25 protein-coding genes and 1 tRNA gene are annotated in these 26,880 nt (G+C 59.9%); 9 read left to right on the top strand and 17 right to left on the bottom strand.

Annotation, left to right across the window (positions count from 1 at the left end; all coding sequences use genetic code 11):
• Positions 1-40: 40 nt before the first annotated feature.
• Complete coding sequence (locus AB5Z05_RS03570) at positions 41-1,474, bottom strand: DUF2867 domain-containing protein (RefSeq protein WP_368150115.1); 1,434 nt, start codon at positions 1,472-1,474, stop codon at positions 41-43.
• A 167-nt stretch (positions 1,475-1,641) separates the two neighbouring features.
• Between AB5Z05_RS03570 and AB5Z05_RS03565 the strand changes: the two genes are divergently transcribed.
• Complete coding sequence (locus AB5Z05_RS03565; protein WP_368150114.1) at positions 1,642-2,733, top strand: hypothetical protein; 1,092 nt, start codon at positions 1,642-1,644, stop codon at positions 2,731-2,733.
• 64 nt (positions 2,734-2,797) lie between these two features.
• Here AB5Z05_RS03565 and priA read toward each other — a convergent pair whose 3' ends face one another.
• Positions 2,798-5,005, bottom strand: a complete 2,208-nt coding sequence (gene priA, locus AB5Z05_RS03560) for a primosomal protein N' (RefSeq protein WP_368150113.1) — start codon at positions 5,003-5,005, stop codon at positions 2,798-2,800.
• A 147-nt stretch (positions 5,006-5,152) separates the two neighbouring features.
• Here priA and rpmE point away from each other — a divergent pair, with 147 nt between their 5' ends.
• A complete protein-coding gene (rpmE, locus tag AB5Z05_RS03555) occupies positions 5,153-5,368 on the top strand; it encodes a 50S ribosomal protein L31 (RefSeq protein WP_005340673.1) in 216 nt (71 codons plus the stop codon).
• Between the two features lie 100 nt (positions 5,369-5,468).
• On the opposite strand, the gene AB5Z05_RS03550 is transcribed toward rpmE, so the two are convergent.
• Together AB5Z05_RS03550 and AB5Z05_RS03545 are read right to left on the bottom strand one after the other, a co-directional pair.
• A complete protein-coding gene (locus AB5Z05_RS03550) occupies positions 5,469-6,119 on the bottom strand; it encodes a chromophore lyase CpcT/CpeT (protein WP_021230765.1) in 651 nt (216 codons plus the stop codon).
• 122 nt (positions 6,120-6,241) lie between these two features.
• On the bottom strand, positions 6,242-8,095 hold the full coding sequence (locus AB5Z05_RS03545) for a methyl-accepting chemotaxis protein (RefSeq protein ID WP_368150112.1): 1,854 nt from the start codon (positions 8,093-8,095) through the stop codon (positions 6,242-6,244).
• A gap of 146 nt (positions 8,096-8,241) precedes the next feature.
• Here AB5Z05_RS03545 and rraA point away from each other — a divergent pair, with 146 nt between their 5' ends.
• The gene (gene rraA, locus AB5Z05_RS03540) at positions 8,242-8,727 is read left to right on the top strand and encodes a ribonuclease E activity regulator RraA (protein ID WP_005340678.1); all 486 of its coding nucleotides are present in this window, start codon (positions 8,242-8,244) and stop codon (positions 8,725-8,727) included.
• Between the two features lie 270 nt (positions 8,728-8,997).
• Here rraA and AB5Z05_RS03535 read toward each other — a convergent pair whose 3' ends face one another.
• The 3 genes from AB5Z05_RS03535 to AB5Z05_RS03525 all read right to left on the bottom strand — a co-directional run bounded on the left by AB5Z05_RS03535 (position 8,998) and on the right by AB5Z05_RS03525 (position 11,557).
• A complete protein-coding gene (locus tag AB5Z05_RS03535) occupies positions 8,998-9,672 on the bottom strand; it encodes a 7-cyano-7-deazaguanine/7-aminomethyl-7-deazaguanine transporter (RefSeq protein WP_005340680.1) in 675 nt (224 codons plus the stop codon).
• Between the two features lie 159 nt (positions 9,673-9,831).
• Entirely contained in the window at positions 9,832-10,119 is a 288-nt protein-coding gene (locus tag AB5Z05_RS03530) for a DUF3630 family protein (protein WP_368150111.1), read from the bottom strand.
• Between the two features lie 10 nt (positions 10,120-10,129).
• Positions 10,130-11,557: a YdiU family protein gene (locus AB5Z05_RS03525; RefSeq protein ID WP_368150110.1), complete on the bottom strand. Its 1,428-nt coding sequence runs from the start codon at positions 11,555-11,557 to the stop codon at positions 10,130-10,132.
• Between the two features lie 105 nt (positions 11,558-11,662).
• Between AB5Z05_RS03525 and AB5Z05_RS03520 the strand changes: the two genes are divergently transcribed.
• Positions 11,663-11,965, top strand: a complete 303-nt coding sequence (locus AB5Z05_RS03520; RefSeq protein WP_127007298.1) for a cytochrome c — start codon at positions 11,663-11,665, stop codon at positions 11,963-11,965.
• Positions 11,966-12,032: 67 nt separating this feature from the next.
• Here the strand turns inward: AB5Z05_RS03520 and recQ are convergent, their stop codons facing one another.
• Complete coding sequence (recQ, locus tag AB5Z05_RS03515) at positions 12,033-13,868, bottom strand: ATP-dependent DNA helicase RecQ (RefSeq protein WP_042081697.1); 1,836 nt, start codon at positions 13,866-13,868, stop codon at positions 12,033-12,035.
• A 133-nt stretch (positions 13,869-14,001) separates the two neighbouring features.
• Between recQ and AB5Z05_RS03510 the strand changes: the two genes are divergently transcribed.
• Together AB5Z05_RS03510 and AB5Z05_RS03505 are read left to right on the top strand one after the other, a co-directional pair.
• Positions 14,002-14,466, top strand: a complete 465-nt coding sequence (locus AB5Z05_RS03510) for a thioesterase family protein (RefSeq protein WP_185900085.1) — start codon at positions 14,002-14,004, stop codon at positions 14,464-14,466.
• 124 nt (positions 14,467-14,590) lie between these two features.
• Positions 14,591-15,118 (top strand): hypothetical protein, encoded by a 528-nt coding sequence (locus AB5Z05_RS03505; protein WP_005356927.1) that lies wholly within the window; start codon positions 14,591-14,593, stop codon positions 15,116-15,118.
• 260 nt (positions 15,119-15,378) lie between these two features.
• Here AB5Z05_RS03505 and AB5Z05_RS03500 read toward each other — a convergent pair.
• The 9 genes from AB5Z05_RS03500 to AB5Z05_RS03460 all read right to left on the bottom strand — a co-directional run bounded on the left by AB5Z05_RS03500 (position 15,379) and on the right by AB5Z05_RS03460 (position 24,477).
• A tRNA-Pro gene (locus tag AB5Z05_RS03500) sits at positions 15,379-15,455 on the bottom strand.
• Between the two features lie 155 nt (positions 15,456-15,610).
• Positions 15,611-16,315 (bottom strand): MOSC domain-containing protein, encoded by a 705-nt coding sequence (locus AB5Z05_RS03495; protein ID WP_368150109.1) that lies wholly within the window; start codon positions 16,313-16,315, stop codon positions 15,611-15,613.
• Between the two features lie 45 nt (positions 16,316-16,360).
• The gene (locus AB5Z05_RS03490) at positions 16,361-17,203 is read right to left on the bottom strand and encodes an ABC transporter permease subunit (RefSeq protein WP_041202837.1); all 843 of its coding nucleotides are present in this window, start codon (positions 17,201-17,203) and stop codon (positions 16,361-16,363) included.
• Entirely contained in the window at positions 17,203-18,108 is a 906-nt protein-coding gene (locus AB5Z05_RS03485) for an ABC transporter permease subunit (RefSeq protein ID WP_005340703.1), read from the bottom strand. Before AB5Z05_RS03485 ends, AB5Z05_RS03490 begins: the two co-directional genes overlap by 1 nt.
• The gene (gene potA / locus AB5Z05_RS03480) at positions 18,105-19,259 is read right to left on the bottom strand and encodes a polyamine ABC transporter ATP-binding protein (RefSeq protein WP_005340704.1); all 1,155 of its coding nucleotides are present in this window, start codon (positions 19,257-19,259) and stop codon (positions 18,105-18,107) included. Before potA ends, AB5Z05_RS03485 begins: the two co-directional genes overlap by 4 nt.
• A 78-nt stretch (positions 19,260-19,337) precedes the next feature.
• Positions 19,338-20,423, bottom strand: coding sequence for a polyamine ABC transporter substrate-binding protein (locus AB5Z05_RS03475; protein WP_005355476.1), 1,086 nt, complete (start codon positions 20,421-20,423; stop codon positions 19,338-19,340).
• 119 nt (positions 20,424-20,542) lie between these two features.
• On the bottom strand, positions 20,543-21,640 hold the full coding sequence (locus AB5Z05_RS03470) for an extracellular solute-binding protein (protein WP_368150130.1): 1,098 nt from the start codon (positions 21,638-21,640) through the stop codon (positions 20,543-20,545).
• A 53-nt stretch (positions 21,641-21,693) separates the two neighbouring features.
• Positions 21,694-23,055: an aspartate aminotransferase family protein gene (locus AB5Z05_RS03465; RefSeq protein WP_368150108.1), complete on the bottom strand. Its 1,362-nt coding sequence runs from the start codon at positions 23,053-23,055 to the stop codon at positions 21,694-21,696.
• Between the two features lie 90 nt (positions 23,056-23,145).
• A complete protein-coding gene (locus tag AB5Z05_RS03460; RefSeq protein WP_013723370.1) occupies positions 23,146-24,477 on the bottom strand; it encodes a glutamine synthetase family protein in 1,332 nt (443 codons plus the stop codon).
• Between the two features lie 480 nt (positions 24,478-24,957).
• Here AB5Z05_RS03460 and AB5Z05_RS03455 point away from each other — a divergent pair, with 480 nt between their 5' ends.
• The 3 genes from AB5Z05_RS03455 to AB5Z05_RS03445 all read left to right on the top strand — a co-directional run bounded on the left by AB5Z05_RS03455 (position 24,958) and on the right by AB5Z05_RS03445 (position 26,858).
• Complete coding sequence (locus AB5Z05_RS03455) at positions 24,958-25,344, top strand: TraR/DksA C4-type zinc finger protein (protein WP_005356952.1); 387 nt, start codon at positions 24,958-24,960, stop codon at positions 25,342-25,344.
• 147 nt (positions 25,345-25,491) lie between these two features.
• Entirely contained in the window at positions 25,492-26,349 is an 858-nt protein-coding gene (locus tag AB5Z05_RS03450) for a hypothetical protein (RefSeq protein ID WP_368150107.1), read from the top strand.
• A 62-nt stretch (positions 26,350-26,411) separates the two neighbouring features.
• Positions 26,412-26,858, top strand: a complete 447-nt coding sequence (locus tag AB5Z05_RS03445; protein ID WP_368150106.1) for a DUF962 domain-containing protein — start codon at positions 26,412-26,414, stop codon at positions 26,856-26,858.
• Positions 26,859-26,880 lie beyond the last annotated feature (22 nt).

The following is a 26,880-nucleotide window of genomic DNA, read 5'->3' as shown; positions in this document are numbered from 1 at the left end:
CGAACGGGGCACTCTATCAGCGGGAATGATGTGAAGAGGGTTAATCCATCACCGGGATACCTGCCCTCGCTTCGGCCTGACGGGCGATGGCTTCGGTCATCCCCTGAAAGATAAAGAGGTGGAACGGCAGCATGGCGAGCCAGTAGGCCAGCCCCCAGGCGCCCTGCGGGTGCCAGTGAGCGGTGACCCGGATGCGGGTCAACCCGGACTCCTCAGGCAGGATGTTGAACTCCAGCCGCCCGACGCCCGGGGCCTTCATGTTGAACAACAGATCGAGCCTGCGCCCCTCATCCACCCCGAGGATCTGCCAGGAGTCGAGCATGTCCCCCTTCACGAAACGATCCGGATTGGTGCGGCCACGGGTGCGGGCTGGGCCGCCAATCAGGTGATCCATCCATTCGCGAACCACCCACAACTCGTTCATGTAGAAGTAGCGCTGCTCACCCCCCAGCTGCTGCAACACCTGCCACACCACCTCGGGAGAGGCGAGGCAGATGGCCTCGCCGCTGGCGGTACGGTCGTAGAAGCCATATTCGGGATGGCGCCAGCGCAGGCCGAGCGGCGTCTCCTGCCCCTGCTGTTCGGCTCCCAGCTTCTGCTCCAGCGCCAGACTCTCCGCCAGCGCCTCGTCGAAGCTGAGCAGGGTCTGCGGCAGCAAGGCGCACAGCGGGCTGTCATCGGCTGGAATATCGTGCTTGAGACCGCCCACCAGCGCCTTGGCCACCGGCTGCGGCACCGAGGTGACAAACTGCAGCCACCAGGCGGAGAGGCGCGGACTCAGAAACGGGATGGGAATGATGGGGCAGCGCTTGCCGATATGGGCGGCGAACTTCTGCAACTGCTGTTGATAGCTGAGCAGCTCGGGGCCGACCGCGTTGAAGATGCGGCCATCCACCTCGTCGGCCTCTACCAGCCCGCCCAGATAGTGCAGCAGGTTTGACAGCGCAATCGGCGGCGTGCGCGAGCGCACCCATTTGGGCGTCACCATCATCGGCAGGTTGAATACCAGATCCCGCATCACCTCGAACGCCGCCGAACCGGGCCCGATGATGATGCCAGCGCGCAGTTCTACCGTCGGCACGCCGGAGTCACGAAACAACTCGCCACAATGGCGGCGGGAGTTGAGATGGCGGCTGTTGCACTGCTCGGGCTGGATTGCCCCCAGATAGATGATGCGGCGCACCCCGGCAGCACGAGCGGCGGCAGCGAAGTTCTTTACCCCCTGCTGCTCCAGCCGGTGAAAATCAGCCCCCGCCCCCATGGCATGCACCAGATAGAAGACGGTATCGATGCCCGCCAGCGCAGGCAGCAGTGTGATCGGCTTGAGGCTGTCGGCGAGGCGAAACTCGACTCCCTCAGGCAAGCGACAGGGACGGCGCGCCCCGGCAATCACCCTGTAGCCCAGCGTTTGCAGGTGGGGCACCAGATAGGAACCGATATAGCCTGCCGCCCCCATCACCAGACAATTTCTCATCCTCTCTTCCTCTTCACTTGTTGCGCCCTGCGCTTGGGCAAACGGGCCAGCACCCGCATGCCCATCATCCTGCCACGCCACCACCTTGCAACCTAGTACTAACCACCTCTCTGATTAGTCCGATTTGGTGTTAAGCCCTGCTCATTGACTGGTCGATAACTGACCAGATGTATAGCGCCGAGGGCGAACGTATGCGCATCGATCACTACGACCTCCAGGGGGAGGTGCAATACTGGCAACAACAGGCCCAGAGCCGCAAGGTGCGCAACCTCGGGCCAGTGCCACCCGCCGTCAATCCACCGGAGGGCAACAACACGGCAGCGGCCGGCGAACGCAGCAGCACCCTGACCCTCACCAGCGCCCTGACGCTGCAAACCGCAAGGCAATCAGCCGCCAGTCAGCAAGCAGCAACACCGCCCTCCCCGCCCGCAGCGGACGTCGGCAAAGAGCAGGATGGCATTCCCGACGATGGGCTGGATAACCGCCAGCGACTGATCAAGCTGATGATTGAGGCGATGCTGGGCCACGAAATCGAGCTGCCCAAGCCGATCAAACCCTCCGAAGAGGGAGGCGATGGAGTGACCCAAGGAGACGCCGCGGCTCAAGCCGCCGAGACGGATCAACTGGTGGAGGTGACTGACACCCTGCTGCAACAGGAGCAGCTCAACGTGGTGGCATCGGCCAGCGTAGCGACTCGGGATGGTCAGACTATTCAGCTCGATCTCGGCTTTGTGCTCGACTGGCGCCAGCTGGAGGTGAGCCAGCGGCGCACCACTCTCAATGCCCTCAAGGATCCGCTGGTACTCAGTCTGGATGGCAAGATCGCCGACCTGACCGAGGCTCGGGTCACTTTCGATATCGATCAGGATGGCAAGGAGGATAGCCTGCCGGGCTTGAGTGAAGGCAGCGGCTTTGTAGCGCTGGATCGCAACGGCAACGGCGCCATAGACGATGGCGGCGAGCTGTTCGGGGCCCGCTCCGGCAATGGCTTCGGCGAGTTGGCCACCCTGGATGAGGATGGCAACGGGGTGCTGGATGAGGGGGATAGCCAGTTTTCAGCGCTGCAGTTCTGGCATCCGGAGCACGCACCTATAGCTCTGGTCGAACTGGGGCTCGGCGCCATCCTGCTACGCCCCCTCGACACCCCCTTCAACTATCTGGGGGAGAGCGGCAATCAGGGGGTGCTGCGCCAATCCGGCCTCTATCTCACCGAACAAGGTAAAGGAGGCTGGGTGCAGCAGATCGATCTGCGGGTCTGAACCCCGCACCCGCATTGCAAACCCGGTCGCTGACGAGATCTGCCAGCGACCGGCTCCGGCACCATCAACTCAGCTCGGTGGGGTCGATATCCAGACCCCAGCGCACCTTTTTGGTCTCGGGCCACCCCTCAAGCTCCTTCACCGCCCAATCCAGCAGTTGGGCCAGTGGCGCTCGATTTGGCCCCTGCACCAGCAACTGCATGCGAAACTTGCCCGCCTTACGCTCCATAAAGCCGCTGATGGGTCCCAGCACCTGAACGTGGGGATAGCGGGCGCTGCGCAGGGTATCGGCGAGGCGGGCGAGGAACAACTGCACCTCGTCACGGCCGTTGGCCTCGGCCCTAAACAGCCCCTGATAGCTGAAGGGCGGCAGCCCCAGCAAGCGGCGCTCTTTCAGCGCCGTATCGGCGAAGTGGCCGTAACCGTTCTGGGTCAGATCCTGCAGCAAGGCGTGCTCGGGATGGTGGCTCTGCAGCACTACCAACCCGGGTTTGCTGGCGCGACCGGCGCGGCCCGCCACCTGGGTGTAGAGCTGGGCCAGCTTCTCGGCGGCGCGAAAATCGGCGCTGAACAGGGCGCCATCCACATCCAGCAGACCCACTAGCGTCACGTCCGGAAAGTGGTGGCCCTTGGCCAGCATCTGGGTGCCGATCAGGATCTTGTACTTGCCCGCCTTGATGTCGCCGAGATGGGTCTCCAACTCCCCCTTGCGACGGGTGTTGTCCCGATCGATACGCACCACCGGATATTGTGGGAAAACGGTGCCGAGCAGCTGCTCCAACTGCTCGGTGCCCACTCCCGATCCGATCAGTTCGTTGCTGCCACATTCGGGGCAGTGGTGGGGCAGCGGGCGCACGCTGTCACAGTGGTGACAGTGCAGCCGTCGTCCGGCCTGATGCCAGGTGTACCAGGCATCGCAACGCTCGCAAGCGGCGCTCCAGCCGCACTGGTGGCAGATCAGAGCCGGGGCATAGCCACGGCGGTTGAGAAACAGCATCACCTGATTGCCCGCCGCCAGATGCTCCGCCATCAGCTGCTCCAACTGGGGGGAGAGCCCGGCCTGCAGCCGCACGCTCTTGATATCCAGGATCACCTGACGGGCGGTCTGGGCGTTACCGGCACGGCGAGTCAGGGTGAGATGGTGATACTTGCCGGTGCGGGCGTTGTGCAATGTCTCCAGCGACGGGGTAGCCGAGCCAAGCAGGATGGGGATACCGGTACGATGAGCCCGCATCACCGCCAGATCCCGCGCGTGGTAGCGAAAACCGTCCTGCTGCTTGAAAGAGCCATCGTGCTCCTCGTCGATGATAATGATGCCGAGGTTGTGAAACGGGGTGAACACCGCGGAGCGGGTACCGATCAGGATGGCGGCGGCGCCGTCGCGGCAGGCGAGCCAGGCGTCGAGCCGTTCCCGATCGTTCATAGCAGAGTTCATCGCCACCACCGGCACGTTGAAGCGGCGGCGGAAACGGTTGATGGTCTGCGGGGTGAGGCCGATCTCCGGCACCATCACCAGCGCCTGCTTGCCCGCCTTGAGCAGGGGCTCGAGGATGCTTAAATACACCTCGGTTTTGCCGGAGCCGGTGATGCCATCCAGCAGGAAGGCACCAAACCTGTCGCTCTGGCTGGTGACGGCGGAGACGGCCAATGCCTGTTCGCCATTGAGGCGCAGCCCCTCCCCCGGCTCGAAACGGGTAGCCCAATCGCCATCGTGACTCGGCTCCAGCGAGCGCTTATCCAGCAATCCTTTCTTCTCCAGCGCAGTGAGGGCGGCGCTCTGGATCTCCTCCTGCTTGAGGGCGGAAGGTGTCTGCGGCCCCTTGCGCAGCAAGGCGAGCGCTTGCTGCTGCTTGGCCGCCCGCTTGAGCTCGTTAAGGTCGATGGCCATGCCAGCCTCAGTGGCAAACCAGAACTCCAGTTCACGATAAGCGGCAGGCTCCCCTTTGCGCACCAGCACCGGCAGGGCGTGGGGCAGCACTTCCCCCAGCGGATGCTGGTAGTAGCTGGCGCTCCAGTTCATCAGCGCCAGAATATCCGGCCCCAGCACCGGAGCCGCGTCCAATACCCGTTTGATGGGCTTGAGCTTGTTGCGAGGCACCTGGCTGTCAGCCGGATGATCCACCACCAGCCCGACCAGGGTCTGGGGACCGAAAGGGATCTCGACCCGGCAACCGGGGGCAGGTAACGGCAGGGGAGAGAGATAGTCGAAGTGACGGCGTAACGGTACCGGGACAGCGACACGAACCAGATCCAGCGTTTGGGAAGAATTCACCAGGGGTTGCCTATTTTTTCTGCGAAGCCACTTGCCTGATCTCAGGCATTTCCTATATTATTCGCAGCCTTTGAAACTGTGTTCAACAATCGTGTGGTGTCCGACAAGAGATCGGATGGCGACACGGCCTATTAATTGAGGTTGTCCATGAAAGCTGGTATCCATCCTGACTACGTAGCCATCACCGCCAAGTGCTCTTGCGGTAACGTCATCAACACTTTCTCTACCATCGGTAAAGATCTGAACCTGGACGTGTGCTCCGAGTGCCACCCGTTCTACACCGGCAAGCAGAAAGAAGTTTCTAGCGGCGGCCGCGTAGACAAGTTCAACAAGCGTTTCGGTGCGATGACCACCAAGAAGTAATTTTACTTCTGAAGAATTCTGAAAAAGGCGCCCAATGGGCGCCTTTTTTACGATCCCTGTTTTTCATCCTTCATGTTCCCGCAGCCAGACGCACTCTCCCCTACTGGCCAAACCCTTTGGAACGACGCAAATAGACATACCCCTCACCCGGGCTACCCCAGCGCGGACTCCCTGCGTTGTCATAGGCGCGATCCAGCAGTCTGACGCTGTCGGGGCCAATCCAGATATGCTGCACCAGCGTCGTGGCACCACCAAAATCGGTAGAGCAGTGGCCCACCCGGGTATGACCGGCATATTCGCCGGAGGGGGTACGGGTCAGCCAGATCTCGCAACCGTGGCGCAAGGAGAGCTGCTGTGGGGTCAGACTGTCGAGCAGGGCGGGATCATGCCAGGCACCGGCAAAATCGGTGGCTCGGGGCATGGTCAGCTCTGCCATCAGGATCCGCCCGTCAGGGGCGGGGGAGAAGCGATAGATGCGCTGGCGGAAAGGACGGACGGAGCGCATGCTCAGGTACTGCTCGGCATAGACCCAGCGATAGCCCTGATAGCCGGGCCAGATCTCCATCAGGCGCAGCTCGGCACTGGTAAAGCGGCTGTCGTAACTGGCCTGCTCCCGGCTCGTAAATGCCCCGTTGAACCAGCTGAGTAGCGGCTCCATACCGGGCTTGAGTGGGGTAGCCTGGGGCGCCGAACCTGCCAATACCAGACAGGAACAGAGCAGCCCGAATACGGCCACCAGCAACTTTGCCATCGAATCCTTCCGAATCATCATAGTGGCGGCGATTATATGAGCGAATTACCCCAATAACAGCCATTACGATCAAATCATTGCCACTCTGGTGCAAAAACCTCACAAGGATGCCAGTCTGCTCACTAAACCCGATATTTTGCCACTGCCTTGTTGAGCAGCTGGGCCTGCTCGTTGAGGCCCTCGCTGGATCTCGCATTTTCCTCCGCCATGATGCTCGACTCCTGGGCGATGTCGCGGATGTTGTTGACGTTGCGGTTCACCTCGTTGGCCACCAGACTCTGCTGTTCGATGGCTGCCGCAATCTGGGTGCTCATATCCATGATGTGGGTAACATCCTGAGTGATCTGCCCCAGCAACTCCCCTGCAGTACTGGCCTGATCCGAGCTGCGGTTGCCCTGCTCGCGGCAGGTCGCCATCACCTCGACGATGCTGCCGGTCTGTTTCTGCAGCGAACTGATGATGCCAGCAATCTCCTGGGTCGATTTCTGGGTACGGATGGCCAGATTGCGCACCTCATCGGCCACCACCGCAAAACCACGCCCCTGATCTCCTGCCCGAGCAGCTTCGATGGCTGCGTTGAGGGCCAGCAGGTTGGTCTGCTCGGCAATGCCGCGGATCACATCGAGCACGGAGCCGATGGTCTCGCTCTCTTTTTGCAGCTGGCTCACCTCGCGGGATGAACTCTCCAGATTGCCCGCCAGCGAGCGGATCTGCTCGACAGTATTCTCGACCGCAGCCCGCCCCTCCATCGCCTTGTTGTTGGTCGCCTGCGCATTGTTGGCCGCCTGCTCGGTGTTGCGGGCGATCTCTTCGATGGTGGAGCCCATCTCGGTGGACGCGGTCGCCACCATGTCGGTCTCCTGCAGCTGGCGCGCCGCCCCTTCACTGGTTCGCTTGACGTTGGCCGAGAGGTGATCAGCCGCTTCGGTCAGGGTGTGCACGCTCTGCTTCACATCGCCAATCAGGTTGCGAAACCCGCCCAGCATCACGTCGAGATTGCCTGCCAGCTGGGCCATTTCATCGGCCCCGCGCAGCTCTATCTTCAAGCGCAGGTCATTATCCTGACGAATACGGTTGACGGTGTCATTCACCTGAGTAATGGGACGATCGATGCTGCGCCCCAGCAACACGCTCATGATGCCGATCAGCACCACAATCACACCGCCACAGACCAGCATCAGGCTGTTGAGGCGAGCGCTCTGCCGCTCCAGCTCAGCGATAATGTGCTGATCGACGGCGGCAAACCCCTGTTCGGTCTGATGCACCAGATCCCGCATCTGGTTGCGCAGCCCCTCATCCTCTTTCAGCCCCAGTATCTGCATTCCCTGCACCAGCGCCACAAAGTCCTGCCGGTACTGCTTGCTGGCCTGCTCCAGCTTCCCGCGATCCGCCTCCGGCAAAGTGGCAAGGCTATCCTGAAAACTCTTGTGCAAGGTCTCGAAACGCTCCAGATACTGGATGTCGGAGCGCAGCATGAAGTCTTTCTCCGCCCGCCTCAGCTGCAGCATGGTGATGAGCAACCCCTGCTGATCCAGCTGCTTGAGCCCATTCTCCACCTCATGCACCGCCGCCCTCAACTTGCCATAGAGCCCCTCCTCCGGCCCCAGACCAATCTTCTTCTGCTGGGCCACCAGATCGTTGAAGGCTTTGCCATAACCGCTGATCTGCTGATCCAGTCTGGTCAGCTCCCCCTCGACGGCAGCCAGATTGTCATCGGTCACCAGCTCCCGGTTGTGCTGGTGAAAGTCAGACAGCCCCTGATTGAAGCGCTCGACGAAGGTCATATCCTTGCGGATCAGAAAATCCTTCTCGGCTCGCCGCAGGTTGAGCATGGCGATCTCCAGCTGATCGATATTGCGCTGGGCTTCGGTCAGATGACGGTGCACCTGGCTGGAGTAGATAAACAGGCCGCTCAGTACCAGCATGGCAACGGCAACCAGCACGGTATTCAGGATCAACTTATGACGGATAAGCACGATGGACCTCTCGCAAACTGGCAGTGAACTGCATTGAGCTTATGCAGAAAAGCGGCGACAGGTGATCTGTGCAAGGAATATTCATTGAAATGCCACACCCACTCCTTATACTGGTTGCACCTGTTTCCAGCCGTGGATTTGACACTATGGAATACAATACTTCTGAACTGTGCGACATCTATCAGGACATGGTGGATGTGCTTGAACCCATGCTCTGCTCCTTCGGCGGCCGCGCCTCTTTCGGCGGCGTCATCACCACCGTCAAATGCTTCGAATCGAACGGCCTGATCCGTGAACTCGTCAAAGAGAACGGACTGGGACGCGTCTTGCTGATCGATGGCGGTGGCTCCATGCGCCGAGCTCTGATCGACAGCGACATCGCCACAACAGCAGCAGAGAACGATTGGGAAGGGATTGTCTGCTACGGCTGCGTCCGCGAAGTCGATATTCTGGAAGATCTGGATATCGGCATTCAGGCACTGGCAGCCATTCCGGTCGGTGCCGACAGCAAGGATGTAGGGGAGACCGATCTGCCGGTCAACTTCGGTGGCGTGACCTTCCTGCCCGACGACCACCTCTACGCCGATACCACAGGGGTGATCCTCTCCCCCGAGGCACTCGATATCGAGTAAGCCACAAACAGCGTGACGACGGGAGCCTTGGCTCCCGTTTTTTATGCCTGCAACTTGCTGAAAAATGACAAAAAAAGAGGGCCAGATAAACTGGCCCTTAACTGGAAGCAATGTGAGCAATGTCGTGCCTTCACAAGAAGTCCATCACGTTGGAACGAATGAAGTCTTTCCCGGAAAACAAGTTAACAATAATCATTCTCATTTAACTAGGCAAGCGCTATTTGCAGAAAGTGCAAAAAAATTGACCACCGCGAAGGGTGGTCAATCTGGTCAGGCTTGCCGGGTGGCCGTTTGCAGGCTGGATAATCCGGCCTCGCCCACCAGCTTGCGGCTGAGGTAGCGCAGCAAGACACCGTAGAGCGGCACGAACAAACCAAGGCTTATCAGCAACTTGAATACGTAATCGACGGTTGCGATCTCGACCCAGTGCTCTGCCATGAAAGGATCTGTGGTGCGCCAGAAGGCCACACTGAAGAAAGCGATGGTATCAACCAGATTACCGAACAGGGTGGAGGCCGCAGGTGCAATCCACCACTGCTTGAGCAGACGCAGCCGGTTGAACACCACCACATCCATGAACTGCCCTACCAGATAGGCCATAAAGCTGGCCAGTGCGATACGCGCTACAAACAGGTTGAACTCGGCCAGATGACCAACGCCCTGGAAGCTCCCTTCGAAGAAGAGCACGGAGAGCGCATAGGAGACTGCCAGCGCAGGCAGCATCACGGTCTGGATAATCTTGCGTGCCAGACCGGCACCGAAGATCCGCACCGTCAGGTCGGTCGCCAGGAAGATAAACGGGAAGCTGAACGCACCCCAGGTGGTGTGGAAGCCAAACACGGTGATCGGCAGCTGCACCAGATAGTTGCTGCTGGCAATGATCAGGATGTGGAACAACGACAGGCGAACGAGCGCCGTTTGGTACTGCGCAGGGGTCAGATTCATCTTGTGACCTTTTTGGTTAATGGGGTTAGGGAACCCATATCGCCACCATTGGCGATAATCGAGGGGCGAGATTATACGCCCCAAAACCGATAGTTCAATCTTTATGCGATTACACTTGTCCAGGTTGGCCAGCTGCAGAGCAAGCCTTGTGGGCGATAGTCACGCCTTGTGCTGTCTGGCGAGCCAGAGCAGCGCCTCCCGATCCGCCGGGCGCACCGCCTCCAGCCAGCAGCCGCTGTAGTGTTCGTACTCCAGCCGAAACTGGCTCCCTTCAAACGCCAGCAACCAGCTATGGCGGTCGGCCCCCGCATCCTGCTCGAGCGGCCGTAGCTCCCACTCTCGCAGCAAGACCTGCGCCAACAGCGGAAACGTATCCCAATCGAGTGCCGGACAATCCAGCGTCACTACGCCAGCTTCGCTATCTACCTGTTTGATTTGCCAACTCATGCCCAATCTCTCAGCTACTGCAGGAGAGCTCACCACCGCAATACCATGCCGGAGTCGGGGTGGCGAGATCCTCATATTCGGGTTGTTCATCAAAGGGGCGCTGCAAGGCGGCGAACAGCCGCTCGAAAGGCCGCATATCCCCTGCGTCGGCGGCGTCTATCACCTTCTGGGCCAACGCATTGCGCAGCACATACTTGGGATTGATGGCATCCATCTGCGCCTTGCGCACGGCATCCTCGCTGCCTTCGCGCATTAGCCGCGCCCGATAGCGCTCCAGCCACGCCAGCCAACCCAGCGGTTCAGGCAACAGGGCCAGCAGAGACGCAGGCCACCCCCCCTCTTGCGTCACCTCACCGAGACGGCGAAGGAACAGGTGGTAATCCACCTTGTGGGCCGCCAGCAACCGGAACAGCTCGCGGAACAGCGCCGGGTCATCCTCCTCCCACACTGCCAGTCCGAGCTTGGCCCGCATCAACTCGGAGTAGTGCAACATCAGCTGCTGCTCGTACTGGGCCAACGCTGCAGCCAGCGCATCACCGTCTACATGGCCAGCCAGCGCCTGCGCCAGTTTTTGCAGATTCCAGTAACCGACCGCAGGCTGCTGATCCAGCGCATAGCGGCCCGCCGGATCCGAGTGGTTGCAGACAAAATCGGGCACATAGGCATCGATAAAGCCGTATGGCCCGTAATCCAGCGTCAGGCCAAGCAGCGACATGTTGTCGGTATTCATTACCCCGTGACAGAACCCCGCCGCCTGCCATTTGGCAATCAACCGCGCGGTGCGGCGCACCACTTCGGTAAACAGTTCGGCACCACTCTCCAGCTCGGGGAAGTGGTGGCGCAGCAGATAGTCGATGAGTGGCGGGATCTTCTCTCCCTGCCCGCTCCAGGCGAAATACTCGATATGACCAAAGCGCAGATGGCTGGGGGCGGTACGCAGCACGGTCGCCCCGGTCTCCACCTGCTCGCGATAAACAGGCTCCTGACTCCCCACCAATACCAGCGCCCGGGTGGTCGGAATGCCGAGGGCATGGAGCGCCTCGGAGGCGAGATATTCGCGGATACTGGAGCGCAGCACGGCGCGGCCGTCACCAAAGCGGGAGAACGGGGTTTTACCCGCCCCCTTCAGGTGCAGATCCCAGCGCTGGCCATCCGGCGCCAGCTGCTCACCCAATAGCAGCGCGCGGCCATCCCCAAGCCGGGGGCTATAACCCCCGAACTGATGGCCGGCATAGACCTGAGCTACCGGCTGCATGCCGGGCAGTAATTTCCCCTCGCCACAGCAGGCAATCCAGTCAGCCTCACTGACGCCTCCCAACCCCAGCTCTGCCAGCAAAGCGCGGTTGAGATGAAGCAACCGGGGTTGCTGCAGCGGCTGGGGGACCACGGGTTCACAGGCCCAAGGCAGCTCGGTCGCAAAAGTGTTGATCAACTTCATGGTTGTGCCATTCGTCCCTGCGTATGCTCGTGTCACTCTTTATACTGCCGTCAGCCATGCTTGCGCTAACTGGCGACCATCATTTTTCAATTCAAGGAGAAGAAGATGCAAAAATGGGTATATGCCCTGCCATTGCTGGCACTGGCGTGGGGTCATCAGGCCAAGGCTACCGATATAGAAGCCGGCAAAGCCAAGGCAGCGGTCTGTGCCGCCTGTCACGGCGTGGAAGGCAAGGCGATGATCCCCAACTATCCCCATCTGGCGGGTCAGAATGCCGCCTATCTGGTGAAACAGTTGAAAGCCTTCAAGGATGGCACCCGCAAAGAGCCCTTGATGGACCCCTTCATGGCGCCGCTGACCGATGCGGATATCGACAATCTGGCCGCCTTCTACGCCAGCCTGAAATAACCTCGCGTCTGACCCCAGGTTCTTCCGAGCCGCGCTTACCGTGGTCGATTAGGCAGCCTAATCGACCCTAACGACGGCAGTAGTCGATGATCAGATCCATAAAGGCTTCGCCAAAGCGCTCCAGCTTGCGGTGGCCGACACCGTTGATGGCCAGCATCTCGTCTTCGGTCATCGGCATCAGCTGAGCCATCTCTACCAGGGTCGCATCGTTGAACACCACGTAGGGCGGCACTTCTTCATCCTCAGCAATCTGCTTGCGCAGGCCGCGCAGCTCCTTGAACAACCGCTTGTCGTAGTTGGCGTTATCGAGCAGACCGTTGCGCTTCTCCTTGCGGCTGGAGATAGGCTGCAGTCGGGGCACCGCCAGCTCCAGCTTCACCTCGCCACGCAGTACGGGGCGGGCCGCTTCGGTCAGCTGCAGCACCAGATTGCGAGTAATGTTCTGGGTCAGCAGCCCCTTGTGGATCAGCTGGCGGATCACGCTCATCCAGTATTCGTGGCTCTGATCCTTGCCGATGCCATAGGTCGACAGCTTGTCGTGGCCGTGATCCTTGATGCGCTGGTTGAGGGAACCACGCAGCACCTCCACCACATAGCCCACCCCGAAATTCTGCCCCACCCGCCAGACGCAGGAGAGCGCCTTCTGGGCATCTTCAGTGCCGTCATAGCTCTTGGGCGGATCGAGACAGATATCGCAGTTGCCGCACGGCTTGTCGTTGTACTCGCCGAAGTAGTTGAGCAGCACCTGACGGCGGCAGGTCTGCGCCTCGGCAAACGCGGCCATCACGTTGAGCTTGTACTGCTCCACCTGCAGCTGCTGGGGATTCTCGATGTTGTCGAGCAGGCGGCGCACTCGGCCGATATCGGCGGGATCGTAGAGCAGCAGCGCCTCGGCGGGGGTGCCATCGCGCCCGGCGCGGCCGGTCTCCTGATAGTAGGATTCGATGTTCTTCGGGATGTCGTAGTGCACCACGAAGCGCACATTGGGCTTGTCGATGCCCATACCGAACGCCACCGTCGCCACCACTATCTCGATGTCGTCCTTGAGGAAGGCATCCTGGGTCTGCTGGCGCTGCTCGAGCGGCAGCCCCGCATGATAGGGGGCGGCCTTGCAGCCGTGGCGGGATAACCGCTCGGCCACCTCCTCCACCCGATTGCGGCTGGAGCAGTAGACGATGCCGCAGTTGCCCTTCTGGCTCTGCACGTAACGCAGCAGCTGCTCGGCCGCCTTGAACTTCTCCACCAGGCTGTAGCGGATATTGGGGCGATCAAAGCTGGCGGTGTGGATAAAGGGATCGTTGAGTTCCAACCGGTGCAGCATGTCGCTGCGGGTCGCCTCGTCGGCGGTGGCGGTGAGCGCTACCACCGGCACCTGTGGGAACCACTGTTTTAGCCGCCCCAGCGCCGCATACTCAGGCCGGAAATCGTGGCCCCACTGGGAGACGCAGTGCGCCTCGTCGATGGCGAACAGCCCGAGCGGCAGTTCGGCCAGCCGATCCATAAACTCGTGCTGCAGCAAGCGCTCGGGGGAGACATAGACCAGCTTGATCTCGCCGCGGCGCATGGCGGCGAAGTTCTGAATCATCTCCTCCCGACTCAGGGCCGAGTTGATGTAGACCGCCGCCACACCGTTGGCGCGCAGGCTGTCGACCTGATCCTTCATCAGCGAAATAAGGGGAGATACCACCACACCGAGCCCGGGCCGCAGCAGTGCCGGGATCTGGTAGCAGAGCGACTTGCCGCCACCGGTGGGCTTGAGCACCAGCGCATCGCGCCCCGCGACGATCTGCTCGATGATTTCGAGCTGACCCGGCCGAAACTGCTGATAGCCGAAGACCGCCTGCAGCAGGGCAAGCGGACTCTCTGGCTGAGGATCTGGCAGGGTTTCGGCAATCGCGGTCATGGGCTCTCCTTTGGGGTCGCCATTCTAAAGCAGCCGCCGCCCACAATAAACCTGCCATTGCGAGTGTTAAGGAACTGTTGCAGACTGGCTGGAGTTTTTACTCGGCTTTGATGACAAGGATTGGGATCAGAGAATGAAACAGATGCTCAAGAAGATGGCGCTCAGTGGCATTGCCAACCTGTTTGCCGAGAAGATGCCGTTCAACAAGCTAATCGGCATGCAGGTGACCCACTACGACTTCGACAAGGTGGAACTGCGCATCAAGATGGACAAGAAGCTGATCGGCAACCCTTTCCACAACATCCTGCACGGCGGCGTCACCGCCACGCTGCTGGATGTGGCGGGCGGCATGATCGTCGCAGCTTCCTGCATCGACGAGCTGGAGGAGTTCTCCCCCAGCTATCTCAAGGAGCGCTTCGCCCGCCTCGGCACCATAGATCTACGGGTGGACTACCTGCGCCCGGGGCGCGGCAACGAGTTTATCGCCACCGCCCACATCATCCGGGCTGGCAGCAAGGTGGCCGTCGCCCGGATGGAGCTGCACAACGAAGAAGGCACCCACATCGCCTTCGGCACCGGTACCTATCTGGTGGGTTGAACCAAGTTAGTGCATAAAAACCACGCGGCTAATCCACTTTTAATCATTAGATTCCTTACCCCCTCTGGCCGAACAAGGTCCATACTGATAGTCGGGATTGTGTGCAGAGGGAGGATTGCAGGCGATGAGTGCGAAACTGGCCATCAAACCATCCAGAGCCTTGTTGACACAGCTCGAGTCCATGCTCGACGAGGTGCAGACACCCGAGTGTCGCCACTGGTTGGAACAGGAGCTTGAGGGGTATTCTCTCTCCTCACCCCTGCCTTGGTATCGCATAGTTCCCTGTCGGCAACGCGGTCACTTTCTGGATCTGAAAACGGGAAAATATTTGACCTGTCATATCAACAGTCAAACGCTATGCCAACGCGATCTGGCCCAAATTCAGTTCATTTATGCCCGTGAACCCGCCGCCCACTATTTGCTGCAACGCAATTCCGGTATTGAACCCTGGCCAGAACAGCTGCTGGAAGATTATCAGGAGCAGTTGATCCCCGGCCATCTATGCCTGCAAGCCTGGCATGAGCCCGTGATTTCATTACGTGCACAACTGATGGAGGGAATAGAACATTTCATTAGTGAGTACCCCAAGCACGCGGCCTTGCTGCCTCAACACAGTTTCAAGGCTTTGCGGCATCAGCACTGGCATATCTGAGTAAGCGCCTGGCGCGCAAGGAGGGCACCATAGACAAGACCCATAGCGAGATTGCCACAATCTAGAGTGCCGGAGTCAGGATCAGACTCCACCGATGGGCCACCGAGCGGTGGCCCTTTTAATGTCTGTGGTCTTGCTTCGCCCCTGTATACAGCAGGTCAGGTCACTTGGCCAGGTAACAGGTCAGCAGCTAAAGAAAATCGGGAAAACAGGAAGGATAAATGCAAAAAGGCCGCTCTATTGAGCGGCCTTTTCAAATTTGGTCGGTGTGAGAGGATTCGAACCTCCGACCCCTTCGTCCCGAACGAAGTGCGCTACCAAGCTGCGCTACACACCGATGTCTGCGGGACGGGAATTTACCGAAAGCCCAGACCCGACACAAGCCTTTTTTGCATTTGGCAGGAAAAAAAGTGCTGTTCGCTCAACTATTCAGCACTCTTTTCATCCGTTTACCGGACTGCAGCCAGCTGGTGACATTCCGGCAACCGGCCGTCAGGCCAGGCGCAGGGATGCCGGCCCCAGCAGACGGCGCTGCCAGTCAGCCACAGTGCCATGCTCCAGCCAGTCGGCTGCATGCTGGCGCCAGTTGGGGGAGAGGGCCGGATTCTCCAGCAACATCAGCAGATCCGCTTCATTGCGCACCTGATTGAACAGGATATCCGCCGTGCGCTTCACCGTCAGTTTGGGATAGGGTCTGTCTACCAGCTCCATGGCCGTGTCAGGCGCGATCATGCCCTCCTCCAGCACCCGCAGCAGCCAGCCACAACGGCCATTCAGTTGCATCACCTGCGACATCTGGCCATAGCCAAAGCGCTGGTTGAGCTTGAAACAGGGGGATCTTGGCTGGCTGATCTGGATCAGCGCCTCGCCGAGTCGATAGACATCGCCAATGCAGGCTTGCGCCTCGGTCAGCCCGAGACCGGAGAGGTTCTCGCCAAAGGCGGCAGGTTGCCAGGGTGTACGTGGCGCAGGCAAGCCCAGCGCGGTTTGCCAGGTCTGCCACCAGAGATAGTGATCGGCAGGATAGTAGTGGAGCGCCCGATCCGGGCCACCGTGGTGGCGCAGGTCACACTGTTCATCCCCTTCCAGACCGGCAAAGGTACAGCGAACTGGTGCAGAGATCGGTTGCTTGTGAATGGCGCTGGTGAGACCGGGCACCAGCTCGGTGCCACGACCGCTAAAAAGGGAGATCCGCATACTCATCCTCCTGGTTGACGAGAGTAGGCGGATCTTATCATGCCGTCAGACCACGGCCTGCATCTGGGTGGTCATGGCTATCTCGGCGCGACGGCGCTTCTCCGCCCTGGCCATCAGATACCAGCTGCCGAAGGTAAAGAGCGATACCGACAACAGGATCAGGCTGGCTACCGCGTTGATCTCGGGTTTCACCCCGAGCCGTACCGCCGAGAAGACCTCCATCGGCAAGGTAGTGGAGCCCGGGCCGGAGACGAAGCTCGCCAGCACCAGGTCATCCAGCGACAGGGCGAACGACATCATGCCGCCTGCCGCCAGCGAGGGGGCGATCATCGGGATGGTGATCAGGAAGAACACCTTCCACGGCTTGGCGCCAAGATCCATGGCCGCCTCCTCGATGGAGAGATCCAGCTCCCGCAACCGCGCCGACACCACGATCGCCACGTAGGCGGTACAGAAGGTGGTGTGGGCGATCCAGATGGTCAGCATGCCCCGTTCGGCGGGCCAGCCCACCAGCTGGGCCATCGCCACGAATAGCAGCAGCAGCGACAGACCGGTGATCACCTCGGGCATCACCAGCGGCGCCGTCACCATGCCACCGAACAGGGTGCGACCACGGAAGTGGGGAATTCGAGTCAGCACGAAGGCTGCCACCGTCCCCAGCGCCACCGCGGCGATCGCGGTGTAGAAGGCGATCTCCAGCGAGCGGAACACAGACCCGATCAGCTGCTTGTTATCGAGCAGGCCGAAGTACCACTTGAGTGACCAACCGCCCCACACCGTCACCAGCTTGGAGGCGTTGAAGGAGTAGATCACCATGATGATCATGGGCAGGTAGATAAACAGCAGCCCCAGCCAGAGCATCAGTTTGGCAAAACCGAAACGCTTCATCATGCCTTGCCCTCCAGCTCTTTGGCCTGGTTACGGTTGAAGAGGATGATCGGAATGATCAGCACCGCCAGCATCACTACCGCCAGTGCAGAGGCAACCGGCCAGTCGCGATTGTTGAAGAACTCCTGCCACAGCACCTTGCCGATCATCAGGGTCTCCGGGCCGCCCAGCATTTCCGGGATAACGAACTCCCCTACCACCGGAATGAACACCAGCATGCAGCCGGCGATGATGCCGTTTTTGGAGAGCGGTACCGTGATCTGCCAGAAGCGGGTCAGGTTGCGGGCCCCCAGGTCAGAAGCAGCCTCCAGCAGGCTCTGGTCATGCTTGACCAGATTGGCGTAGAGCGGCAGCACCATGAAGGGCAGGTAGGAGTAAACGATGCCGATATAGACCGCCAGGTTGGTGTTGAGGATCTGCAGCGGCTCGTCGATCACCCCGATCCCCAGCAAGACGCTGTTGAGCAGGCCGTTGTTACTGAGGATCCCCATCCACGCATAGACCCGGATCAGAATGGCGGTCCAGGTCGGCATCATGATCAGCAGCAGCAGAACGGTCTGGGTCTCCTTGTTGGCCCGGGCGATGGAGTAGGCCATCGGATAACCAATCAGCAGGCAGAGCAAAGTGCTGACGAAGGCCATCTTGAGGGAGCCCAGATAGGCCGCGATATAGAGCTCATCCTCCTGCAGCAGCAGGTAGTTGCCCATGTTGAGCAGGATGGTGAGCTGATTGTCGGCCCAGCTCACCACGTCGGTGTAGGGCGGGATCGCCACATCCGCTTCCGCAAAACTGATCTTCACCACGATGACGAAGGGCAGCAGGAAGAAGAGGAACAGCCAGAAGAAGGGGATGCCAATCACCAGTCGGCGCCCCCCGACCCGCTTCAGTCGTTGCAAGAACTTCATGATTGCAGCACCACGCCGCTGTCATCTTCCCAGTAGAGGAACACCTGGTCATCCCAGGTTGGCCGCTTGCCGTGGCGTTCGGCATTGGCGATGAAAGCCTGAACGATTTTGCCCGAGGGCAGCTGGATGTGATAAACCGAGTGACCGCCCAGATAAGCGATGTCATAGACCTCACCCTTGGTCCAGTTGAAGTCCGGGTGCTCGATCTCCTCCGGCTTTTGCAGACTCATCAGCAGTTTTTCCGGCCGCAGGGCGTAGGTCACCTTCTTGTTTTCGGCGCGGGAGCTGATGCCGTGGCCCACATAGATGGGCTGCTCCAGATCGGCGCAGGCGATGGTGGCGTGGTCCTGCTCATCCTCCACCAGCAGGCCGTCAAACAGGTTGACGTTGCCGATGAACTCGCACACCAGCCGACTGGCCGGAGTCTCGTAGATATCCATCGGGCTGCCGATCTGCTCGATGCAGCCGAGGTGCATGATGGCGATCCGCTCCGCCATGGTCATGGCCTCTTCCTGATCGTGGGTCACCATGACGCAGGTAACCCCGACCCGCTCGATGATCTCAACCAGCTCCAGCTGCATCTTGGAACGCAGCTTCTTGTCGAGCGCCCCCATGGGTTCATCCAGCAGCAACAGTTTGGGACGCTTGGCCAGGGAACGAGCCAACGCCACCCGCTGGCGCTGGCCACCGGAGAGCTGATGCGGTTTGCGGCGAGCATACTGGGTCATCTGCACCAGCTTGAGCATCTCCTCCACCCGGGCATCGATCTCGGCCTTGGGCAGGCCATCCTGCTTGAGGCCAAAGGCAATGTTCTGGGCCACCGTCATATGGGGGAACAGGGCGTAGGACTGGAACATCATGTTGATGGGGCGTTCATAGGGAGGCATGTCGGTGATGTCGACCCCGTCGAGGAACAGCCGCCCCTCGGTCGGGCGCTCGAAACCGGCCAGCATCCGCAGCAGGGTCGATTTGCCGGAACCGGACCCGCCGAGCAGGGCGAAAATCTCCCCCTTGTGAATATTGAGAGATACGTTATCGACCGCCAGCGTTTCGTCGAACTGCTTGCTTACCCGATCAATTTTCACCAGCACTTCTTTGCGCTGCTGACTGCCCTCGAGGGCTTTCTTGTAGGCACTGGAGGCTATCGCCATTACCAAACTCCCCAACGTGATACCAGCCTTGCGGCCGATTCATAAAAGCGATTTGGCGCCCCCGAACGGGCACCAAGGTTAGGTACCGGACTTGATCTTGGTCCAACTCCGGGTGATGAGACGCTGTACCGAGCGGGGATGTGCTTCCTGCACATAGAGTCGCTCCAGCACGGCCTGAGGGGGATATACCTCCTCATTGTTGCGCACCGCCTCATCCATAAACTCGCCCGCCCTTGAGTTGGGATTCGCGTAGCCCACATAGTCGCTGACCTTGGCGATCACTTCGGGCTGCAGGACGTAGTTGATGAGGGCGTGCGCCTCTTTGACATTGGTGGCATCGGACGGGATCGCCATCATGTCGAACCAGAGATTGCCCCCCTCTTTCGGAATGCTGTAGGCAATTTTCACCCCCTTGCCAGCTTCATCGGCGCGGGCAGCGGCTTGCAGGATGTCGCCGGAAAAACCGGCCGCCACGCAGATGTCGCCATTGGCGAGATCGCCGATGTATTTGGAGGAGTGGAAGTAGGCCACATAGGGCCGCACCTTGAGCAGCAGCGCCTCGGCCTGCTTGATATCCCCCGTCGCATGACTGTTGGGATCGAGCCCGAGGTAGTTGAGGGCAGCAGGGATCATCTCGTCGGCAGAGTCGAGAAAGGCGACGCCGCAGCGAGAGAGTTTCGCCATGTTTTCCGGTTCGAAGATGGTGGCCCAGGAGTCAATCTTGTCGACCCCCAGCACCGCCTTGATTTTGTCGACGTTATAGCCGATGCCGTTGGTCCCCCACAGATAGGGCACCGCGTACTGATGACCCGGATCCACCTTGTCGAGCTGCTTGAGCAGCACGGGATCCAGGTTGGCCAGATTGGGCAGCAGGGATTTATCCAGTTTCTGGAAGGCTCCCGCCTTGATCTGCTTGGCCAGAAAATTATTGGAGGGCACCACCAAATCGTAACCGGTCCGACCCGTCAGCAACTTGCCTTCCAGGGTCTCGTTGGAGTCAAACACGTCATAGACGGTCTTGATCCCGGTCGCCTGCTGGAAATCGCTGAGGGTGGTCTCGCCGATATAGTCAGACCAGTTGTAGAAGTGCAGCACAGGGGCAGCCTGGGCCACATTCGCCAATCCCATGGTCAGCGCTATGGTTAGCAATCTGGTTGTATTCACGGTGTCAGTTCTCCTGTTTCAGTGGTTAACCGTCTGCGCATCCATTCGCGCGGCCCATCCGGATGGATGGCATCACTACCCTCCCGGCCGAACTGCGGACCGGGAGGGGCATTCGTTACTTACTTGCCGGACTTGATCTTGGTCCAGCTGCGGGTCATCAGACGCTGCACCTTGGCCGGCAGATCCGGGAAGGTGTAGATCTTCTGCAGGGTAGCCGCATCGGGGTAGATACCCGGATCGGTGCGGATCGCCTCATCCACCAGCGGGGTTGCCGCCTTGTTGCCGTTCGGGAACTGCACCACGTTGGTAATATTGGCGATCACCTCGGGCTTCATCAGGTAGTTGATGAAGGTGTGGGCTGCCTCGACGTTCTTGGCATCCGCCGGAATGGCGATCATGTCAAAGAAGCTGCCTGCCCCCTCCTTCGGAATGGTGTAGGTCAGCGACACGCCGTTCTTGGCCTCCGCGGCCCGCGCCTTGGACTGTTGCAAGTCACCGGAGTAACCGACCGCGACGCAGAGGTTGCCGTTGGCCAGATCCGAGATGTACTTGGAGGAGTGGAAATAGGCGGTATAGGGACGGATGGAGAGGAACAGCTCCTCAGCCTTCTTCAGCTCGGCCGGTTTCTGGCTATCCGGTTTGAAGCCCAGATATTGCAGGGCAGCCGGCAGCATTTCGGTCGGTGAATCGAGGAAGGAGACGCCACACTCTTTCAACTTGGCCATGTTCTCCGGCTTGAACACCAGATCCCAGGAGTTGACCGGGGCATCGGCCCCCAGCACGGCTTTCACCTTCTCGGCGTTGTAGGCATAGCCGATGGTGCCCCACAGATAGGGGATGGAGTACTGGTTGCCCGGATCGCTCGGCTCGAGCGCCTTGAGCAGGTCGACATCCATGTTTTGCCAGTTGGAGAGCTTGGACTTGTCCAGTTTCTGGAACACGCCCGCCTTGATCTGCTTGGCCAGGAAGGGGTTGGATGGCACCACGATGTCGTAGCCAGAACTACCCGCCAGCAACTTGGCTTCCAGTACCTCGTTACTGTCGAACACGTCATAGACCACCTTGATCCCCGTCTCCTTCTGGAAGTTATCCAGGGTATCCGGCGCTATGTAGTCGCTCCAGTTGTAGACGTGCAGCACCTTCTCTTCAGCCATTGCTCCGGCACTTGCCATGACCAGAGCCACAGAGGCAGCGATCACTCCTGTTTTGAAAGACATCATCCTTGTCTCCTAAGCAAATTGTATGCGCATGCCAACCTGCCCGACCTGCCTCAACCCTTCAGCTTTGCGGCTGTCAGATCCAGACTGCGCCTGGCCAGATCGACCAATTCATCAACCTGTTCCTCGGTGATGACCAAGGGGGGCGATATGATCATGGTATCGCCTACCGCCCTCATCACCAAGCCATTGTTAAAGCAGAACTCCCGGCAAGTCATCCCCGCATTTGCCTGAGCCGGAAAACGCCGGTTGGTCTGCTTGTCCTCAACGATTTCCAGCGCGGCGACCAATCCTTTGCCTCGGGTTTCTCCCACCAGCGGATGATCGGCCAGCTCCGCCCAGTGGCGCTGCAAATAGGGGCCGATAGTATCATGCACTCGCTTAACTATGCTCTCTTTCTGCATAAGCTGGATATTGGCCACCGCCACGGCGCAAGAGACCGGATGACCCGAGTAGGTGAAGCCGTGGTTGAACTCGCCCCCCTCCTCCACCAGCCCCTTGGCAACCCGGTCACTGACCATCACTGCGCCGAGCGGCAGATAACCGGAGGTGATCCCCTTGGCCAGACACATCAGGTCCGGCTTGATGCCAAACCCTTCGCTGGCAAACCAGTGGCCGGTGCGACCAAAGCCGCAGATCACCTCGTCGGCGATGAGCAGGATGCCGTAGTGATCGCAGATACGCTGGATCTCCGGCCAGTAGCTGTCAGGCGGAATGATGACACCGCCCGCCCCCTGGATCGGCTCACCGATAAAGGCTGCCACCTTGTCCACCCCCAACTCCAGAATCTTCTGCTCCAGCTGACGGGCCCGCTCCAGCCCGAACTCGTGGGCACTCATCCCCTGCCCCTCACCGAAGTGGTATGGCTGATCGATATGCACTATGCCGGGAATGGGCAGACCACCCTGGGCATGCATCCCCTTCATGCCGCCCAGACTCGCCCCCGCCACGGTGGAGCCGTGATAGGCGTTATGGCGGCTGATAATCACCTGTTTGTCAGGCTGACCCTTGCTGGCCCAGTAGTGGCGCACCATCCGCAGCACGGTGTCGTTGCACTCGGAGCCGGAGCCGGTGAAGAAGACGTGGTTGAGATGGGCTGGCGTCACCTCGGCCAGCAGGGTCGCCAGCTCGATCACCGGCGGGTGAGCGGTCTGGAAGAAGAGGTTGTAGTAGGGCAACTGCTGCATCTGACGGGTAGCGGCATCCACCAGCTCCTGCCGGCCATAGCCCATGTTGACGCACCAGAGGCCCGCCATGCCGTCCAGAATGCGCTTGCCATCGGAATCTTCCAGATAAACGCCGCTGGCCTTGGTGATGATGCGGCTCCCCTTTTTGTTCAGGGCCTGAAAATCGGTAAAGGGGTGCAGGTGGTGGCCAGCATCCAGTTGCTGCCACTCACGAGTCGTATGCTGCATTGCTTGCTCCTCGGTTCCTTCGATATGAGCGGGAGAGGCCGGGATTGGCCTCCCCGTTTTGGGGCGATGCGTGGCGGGCACGCACCAACATCACACGTTCAGCAGCAGGAACTCCCGCTCCCAGCGACTGATCACCCCGAAGTAGGTCTCGTACTCTTTGCGTTTGACCGCGACGAAGGCGCGGGTGAAGCGCTCACCCAACATCTCCTTGATGGGCTCGCACTGTTCGAGATGGCTGAGTGCCTCCTCCAGCGAACGGGGCAGGCTGTAGGGCAGGTCATAGGCGCTCGACTTCATCTCCGGCAGCGGCTCCAGCTTCTCCATCATGCCGAGATAGCCACAGGCCAGAGTGGCGGCCAGCGCCAGATAGGGGTTGGCATCGGCACCGGCGAAGCGGTTCTCCACCCGGCGGGCACTGGGGTCGGAGAAGGGCACCCGCAGGCCGCAGGTACGGTTCTCGACACCCCACTGGACGTTGCGTGGCGCGCTCTCGCCAAAGGTGAGGCGGCGGTAGGAGTTGACGTTGGGGGCCAGCAGGGCGGTCACCGCCGGGGTGTATTTCTGCAGACCGGCGATAAAGTGCATGAACTGTTCGCTATTGCCGCCGTTCGGGGTACCGAACAGGTTGTGGCCGTTCACATCTTCCAGACTCTGGTGGATGTGCATGGCCGACCCCGGTTCGTCGCTCATCGGCTTGGCCATGAAGGTGGCATAGATGCCGTGACGGTGGGCCGCCTCCCGCATGGTGCGCTTGAACAGGAACACCTGATCCGCCAGATCGATGGCATCACCATGCAGGAAGTTGATCTCCATCTGGGCGGCGCCCGACTCGTGGATCAGGGTGTCCACCTCCAGCTCCTGCGCCTCGCAGTAGTCATACATGTCTTCAAAGATGGGGTCGAACTCGTTGACCGCATCGATGCTGAACGACTGGCGGGCGGTCTCCGGGCGGCCGTTGCGACCCACCGGCGGCACCAGCGGATAGTCGGGGTCTTCGTTGCGGGTGACCAGATAGAATTCCAGCTCGGGCGCCACCACCGGCTTCCAGCCCTGCTTCTCATAAAATGACAGAACCCGACGCAGCACGGAGCGCGGCGCGATGTCGATCAGCTTGCCGTTGACGTCGAAACAGTCGTGGATCACCTGAGCAGTGGGCTCCAGCGCCCAGGGGACAAAACGGATGGTGTTGGGGTCGGGATAGAGCTGCATGTCCCGCTCCAGCGGGTCGATCATGCTGTCGTCATCCGGATATTCGCCGGTCACCGTCTGGGTGAAAATCACCTCGGGCAGACGCATGCCCCCTTCACGCAAAAACTTGTTGGCTGGGATGATCTTGCCCCGGGCGTTGCCGGTGAAATCCGGGAACAGGCACTCCACCTCCGTGATGCGATTGCTCTCCATCCAGCCTTTGATACTGTCCATGTTAAACCCCGACTTTACGGTTGCCATTGGCAAGGGTGTCTAATATATGGAACACCCTTGTTATAAAATTGTAATCAACATCACCATAAAAGCCCGCCATCAAGGGCAATGTCAAGCGGGCGTGTTTAAAAAACTATAAATAACGGCGCATATAATGACCAAGTCGGCACCAAATACTAAACACTCAAATCCGTACGAAGCCCACCCTTCTCATCGTTGCAAAGGCGATGCCAACAGAGGGTGAAGCAGGCGCCAGATCCCGACCAATCCCCCGCAGGAACGGACCATTTTTTTGCAAGGGCGCACAATCCTTATCCTATTTGCTTTGCTTGGCTGCATTTTTTTGGTACAAGGCCCGCCCTGATTTGCACTCTCTTGCATGAAACAGGTGCAAATCGGGATACAAGGGCTTGGTCTGTAGGCAGACAGCCCCCATAAACAGGGATAATTGGGTTAGTAAACTGACTGGTAGTTAATCGTATGTGTGATTTCATGACTGAAGACCAACTGGCCTTTTACAAGGGGCAGATCGAGCGACAGATCGTCGAGCTCGAAGAGCGCCTGAACTCCCAGGCCAGCCAGGCCATCGCCACCGACACCAACGAGATGGCTGATGAAATTGACCGTGCCAGTATCGAGGAAGCCCGCCGTCTGGAGCTGAACCGCATCGAGCACGACAAGCTGCACCTGCGCAAGCTGCGGGGCGCATTGAAGCGCATCAGCGAAGGGGATTTTGGTTACTGCGAATCTTGCGGTGACGAGATCTCCCTCAAGCGGCTGCATGCCCGTCCGGAATCCCGTTTCTGCGTCGAATGCCAGAGCACCAAGGAATTTAACGATACCCACGTGTTCCGTCGCGTCGCCTGATTCTTCGAAGAACCGTCACCATTCTGGTGCAACAGACGCCAGCAAGGCAGGGCCCCGCGCTCAAACCTTGCACAACGCCTCGCAGCAAGATGGTGACAAGTTCTGTTAGACTCCGGACACCTTCCGGAATCTACAGGAGAACAGAGAGTGAAATGGCTCATCAAGCTGTGCTTGTGCCTGCCACTGCTGGCACAAGCACAGGTTCTGACGGTCAAGGTCCCCAGCCGTCCCGTCAACAATCTTGACCAGGAGTACCAGTACAAGCTGCTGGAACTGGCCCTGACCCGCTCCGGGCAACCCTTTCGCATCCAGCCTGTCGAACTCGACTTCAACCAGTTCACCCTCCAGCAGCAGCTGAGCAAGGGCAAGACCATCAACGTCTTCTGGATGGGCACCTCCAGCGCACTCGAATCCTCCCTGATTGCCGTCCCTATTCCGCTGTTTCGCGGGCTGGAAGGATTGCGGTTGTCGTTCATCCACGCGGATGCTCAGGAGAAGTTCAACCAGATCAATACCCTGGCCGACCTCAAACAGCTGAAGGCGGCGCAAGGGGTCGGTTGGGCCGATAACAAAATTCTGGAAAATGCGGGCATCCCGACCTTCTCCGGCCGATACAGCAGCCTGTTTCGCCTTATCAACGACGGCGACAAGATCGATTTCTTCCCGCGCGCCCTGGTGGAGATCTTCGCCGAGCGCAGCGAGCTGGTGGCGCAGTATCCCAACCTCGCCATCGAGCAGCATCTGCTGATCCGCTACCCCTTCGCCCAGCTCTTCTTCGTCAGCCCCGAATACCCCAAGCTGGCCAAGGCGATTCAGACCGGGCTGGAGCGGGCCTATGCCGATGGCAGCTTTATGAAGTTCTTCAATGACAACCCCAAGATCCGCGAAGCGCTCGCCAGCGCCAACCTCGATCAGCGGGTCACCATCGCCCTGCCCAATCCGGATATGACCCCGTTGCTAAAATCCATTCCGGCCCAATATTGGGAGTATCCACCGCAGGGATAAGCATCCCGAGCGCCTGACCACGAAGGTCAGGCTGCGAGAACACAGTGCGCCAGGGAGGTGCCATGAAGGAAATCCAGGAGTGGTTTGCGGAGTATGGCCAGAGTCATCGCCATCCGGTCAACGTCGCCATCCACAAGCTGGCGGTGCCGGGCATCTATCTCTGCTCGCTGGCGCTGCTCTGGTGTCTGCCACACGGGCCCTTGCCAGAGCCCCTCAACTGGGCGGCAGTGGCAGCCATTCCGGTGCTGCTGTTCTATCTGCAGCTGTCGTTTTCGCTGTTCGCGGGGATGGCCGGGCTGACCGCGCTCGGGCTGGCCTTCTGCCACCAATGGCAGGGGCCGCTGTTGTGGCCGGCCGTGGCAGCGTTCGTGCTGCTCTGGATAGCCCAGTTTGTCGGCCACAAGATCGAGGGCAAGCGCCCCTCCTTCCTCGCCGACCTGCAATTTCTGCTGATAGGCCCTGCCTGGGTGCTTGCCAGCCTCTATCGTCGCCTGGGCATTCCCTATTGAGGAGTGCCAGGCCAACAGGAGA

The organism is Aeromonas sp. R2-4 (assembly GCF_040908365.1).
Classification (GTDB): Bacteria; Pseudomonadota; Gammaproteobacteria; order Enterobacterales; family Aeromonadaceae; genus Aeromonas; species Aeromonas veronii.
The sequence above is the reverse complement of the archived record's forward strand: the minus strand, read 5'-3'. Positions and strand labels throughout refer to the sequence as shown.

Coding starts and splice junctions, on each gene's coding strand:
- AB5Z05_RS03570 (WP_368150115.1), bottom strand. CDS start 1,474: ATGAGAAATTGTCTGGTGATGGGGGCGGCAGGCTATATCGGTTCCTAT.
- AB5Z05_RS03565 (WP_368150114.1), top strand. CDS start 1,642: ATGTATAGCGCCGAGGGCGAACGTATGCGCATCGATCACTACGACCTC.
- rpmE (WP_005340673.1), top strand. CDS start 5,153: ATGAAAGCTGGTATCCATCCTGACTACGTAGCCATCACCGCCAAGTGC.
- AB5Z05_RS03550 (WP_021230765.1), bottom strand. CDS start 6,119: ATGGCAAAGTTGCTGGTGGCCGTATTCGGGCTGCTCTGTTCCTGTCTG.
- rraA (WP_005340678.1), top strand. CDS start 8,242: ATGGAATACAATACTTCTGAACTGTGCGACATCTATCAGGACATGGTG.
- AB5Z05_RS03535 (WP_005340680.1), bottom strand. CDS start 9,672: ATGAATCTGACCCCTGCGCAGTACCAAACGGCGCTCGTTCGCCTGTCG.
- AB5Z05_RS03530 (WP_368150111.1), bottom strand. CDS start 10,119: ATGAGTTGGCAAATCAAACAGGTAGATAGCGAAGCTGGCGTAGTGACG.
- AB5Z05_RS03525 (WP_368150110.1), bottom strand. CDS start 11,557: ATGAAGTTGATCAACACTTTTGCGACCGAGCTGCCTTGGGCCTGTGAA.
- AB5Z05_RS03520 (WP_127007298.1), top strand. CDS start 11,663: ATGCAAAAATGGGTATATGCCCTGCCATTGCTGGCACTGGCGTGGGGT.
- recQ (WP_042081697.1), bottom strand. CDS start 13,868: ATGACCGCGATTGCCGAAACCCTGCCAGATCCTCAGCCAGAGAGTCCG.
- AB5Z05_RS03510 (WP_185900085.1), top strand. CDS start 14,002: ATGAAACAGATGCTCAAGAAGATGGCGCTCAGTGGCATTGCCAACCTG.
- AB5Z05_RS03505 (WP_005356927.1), top strand. CDS start 14,591: ATGAGTGCGAAACTGGCCATCAAACCATCCAGAGCCTTGTTGACACAG.
- AB5Z05_RS03495 (WP_368150109.1), bottom strand. CDS start 16,315: ATGCGGATCTCCCTTTTTAGCGGTCGTGGCACCGAGCTGGTGCCCGGT.
- AB5Z05_RS03490 (WP_041202837.1), bottom strand. CDS start 17,203: ATGAAGCGTTTCGGTTTTGCCAAACTGATGCTCTGGCTGGGGCTGCTG.
- AB5Z05_RS03485 (WP_005340703.1), bottom strand. CDS start 18,108: ATGAAGTTCTTGCAACGACTGAAGCGGGTCGGGGGGCGCCGACTGGTG.
- potA (WP_005340704.1), bottom strand. CDS start 19,259: ATGGCGATAGCCTCCAGTGCCTACAAGAAAGCCCTCGAGGGCAGTCAG.
- AB5Z05_RS03470 (WP_368150130.1), bottom strand. CDS start 21,640: ATGTCTTTCAAAACAGGAGTGATCGCTGCCTCTGTGGCTCTGGTCATG.
- AB5Z05_RS03465 (WP_368150108.1), bottom strand. CDS start 23,055: ATGCAGCATACGACTCGTGAGTGGCAGCAACTGGATGCTGGCCACCAC.
- AB5Z05_RS03460 (WP_013723370.1), bottom strand. CDS start 24,477: ATGGACAGTATCAAAGGCTGGATGGAGAGCAATCGCATCACGGAGGTG.
- AB5Z05_RS03455 (WP_005356952.1), top strand. CDS start 24,958: ATGTGTGATTTCATGACTGAAGACCAACTGGCCTTTTACAAGGGGCAG.
- AB5Z05_RS03445 (WP_368150106.1), top strand. CDS start 26,412: ATGAAGGAAATCCAGGAGTGGTTTGCGGAGTATGGCCAGAGTCATCGC.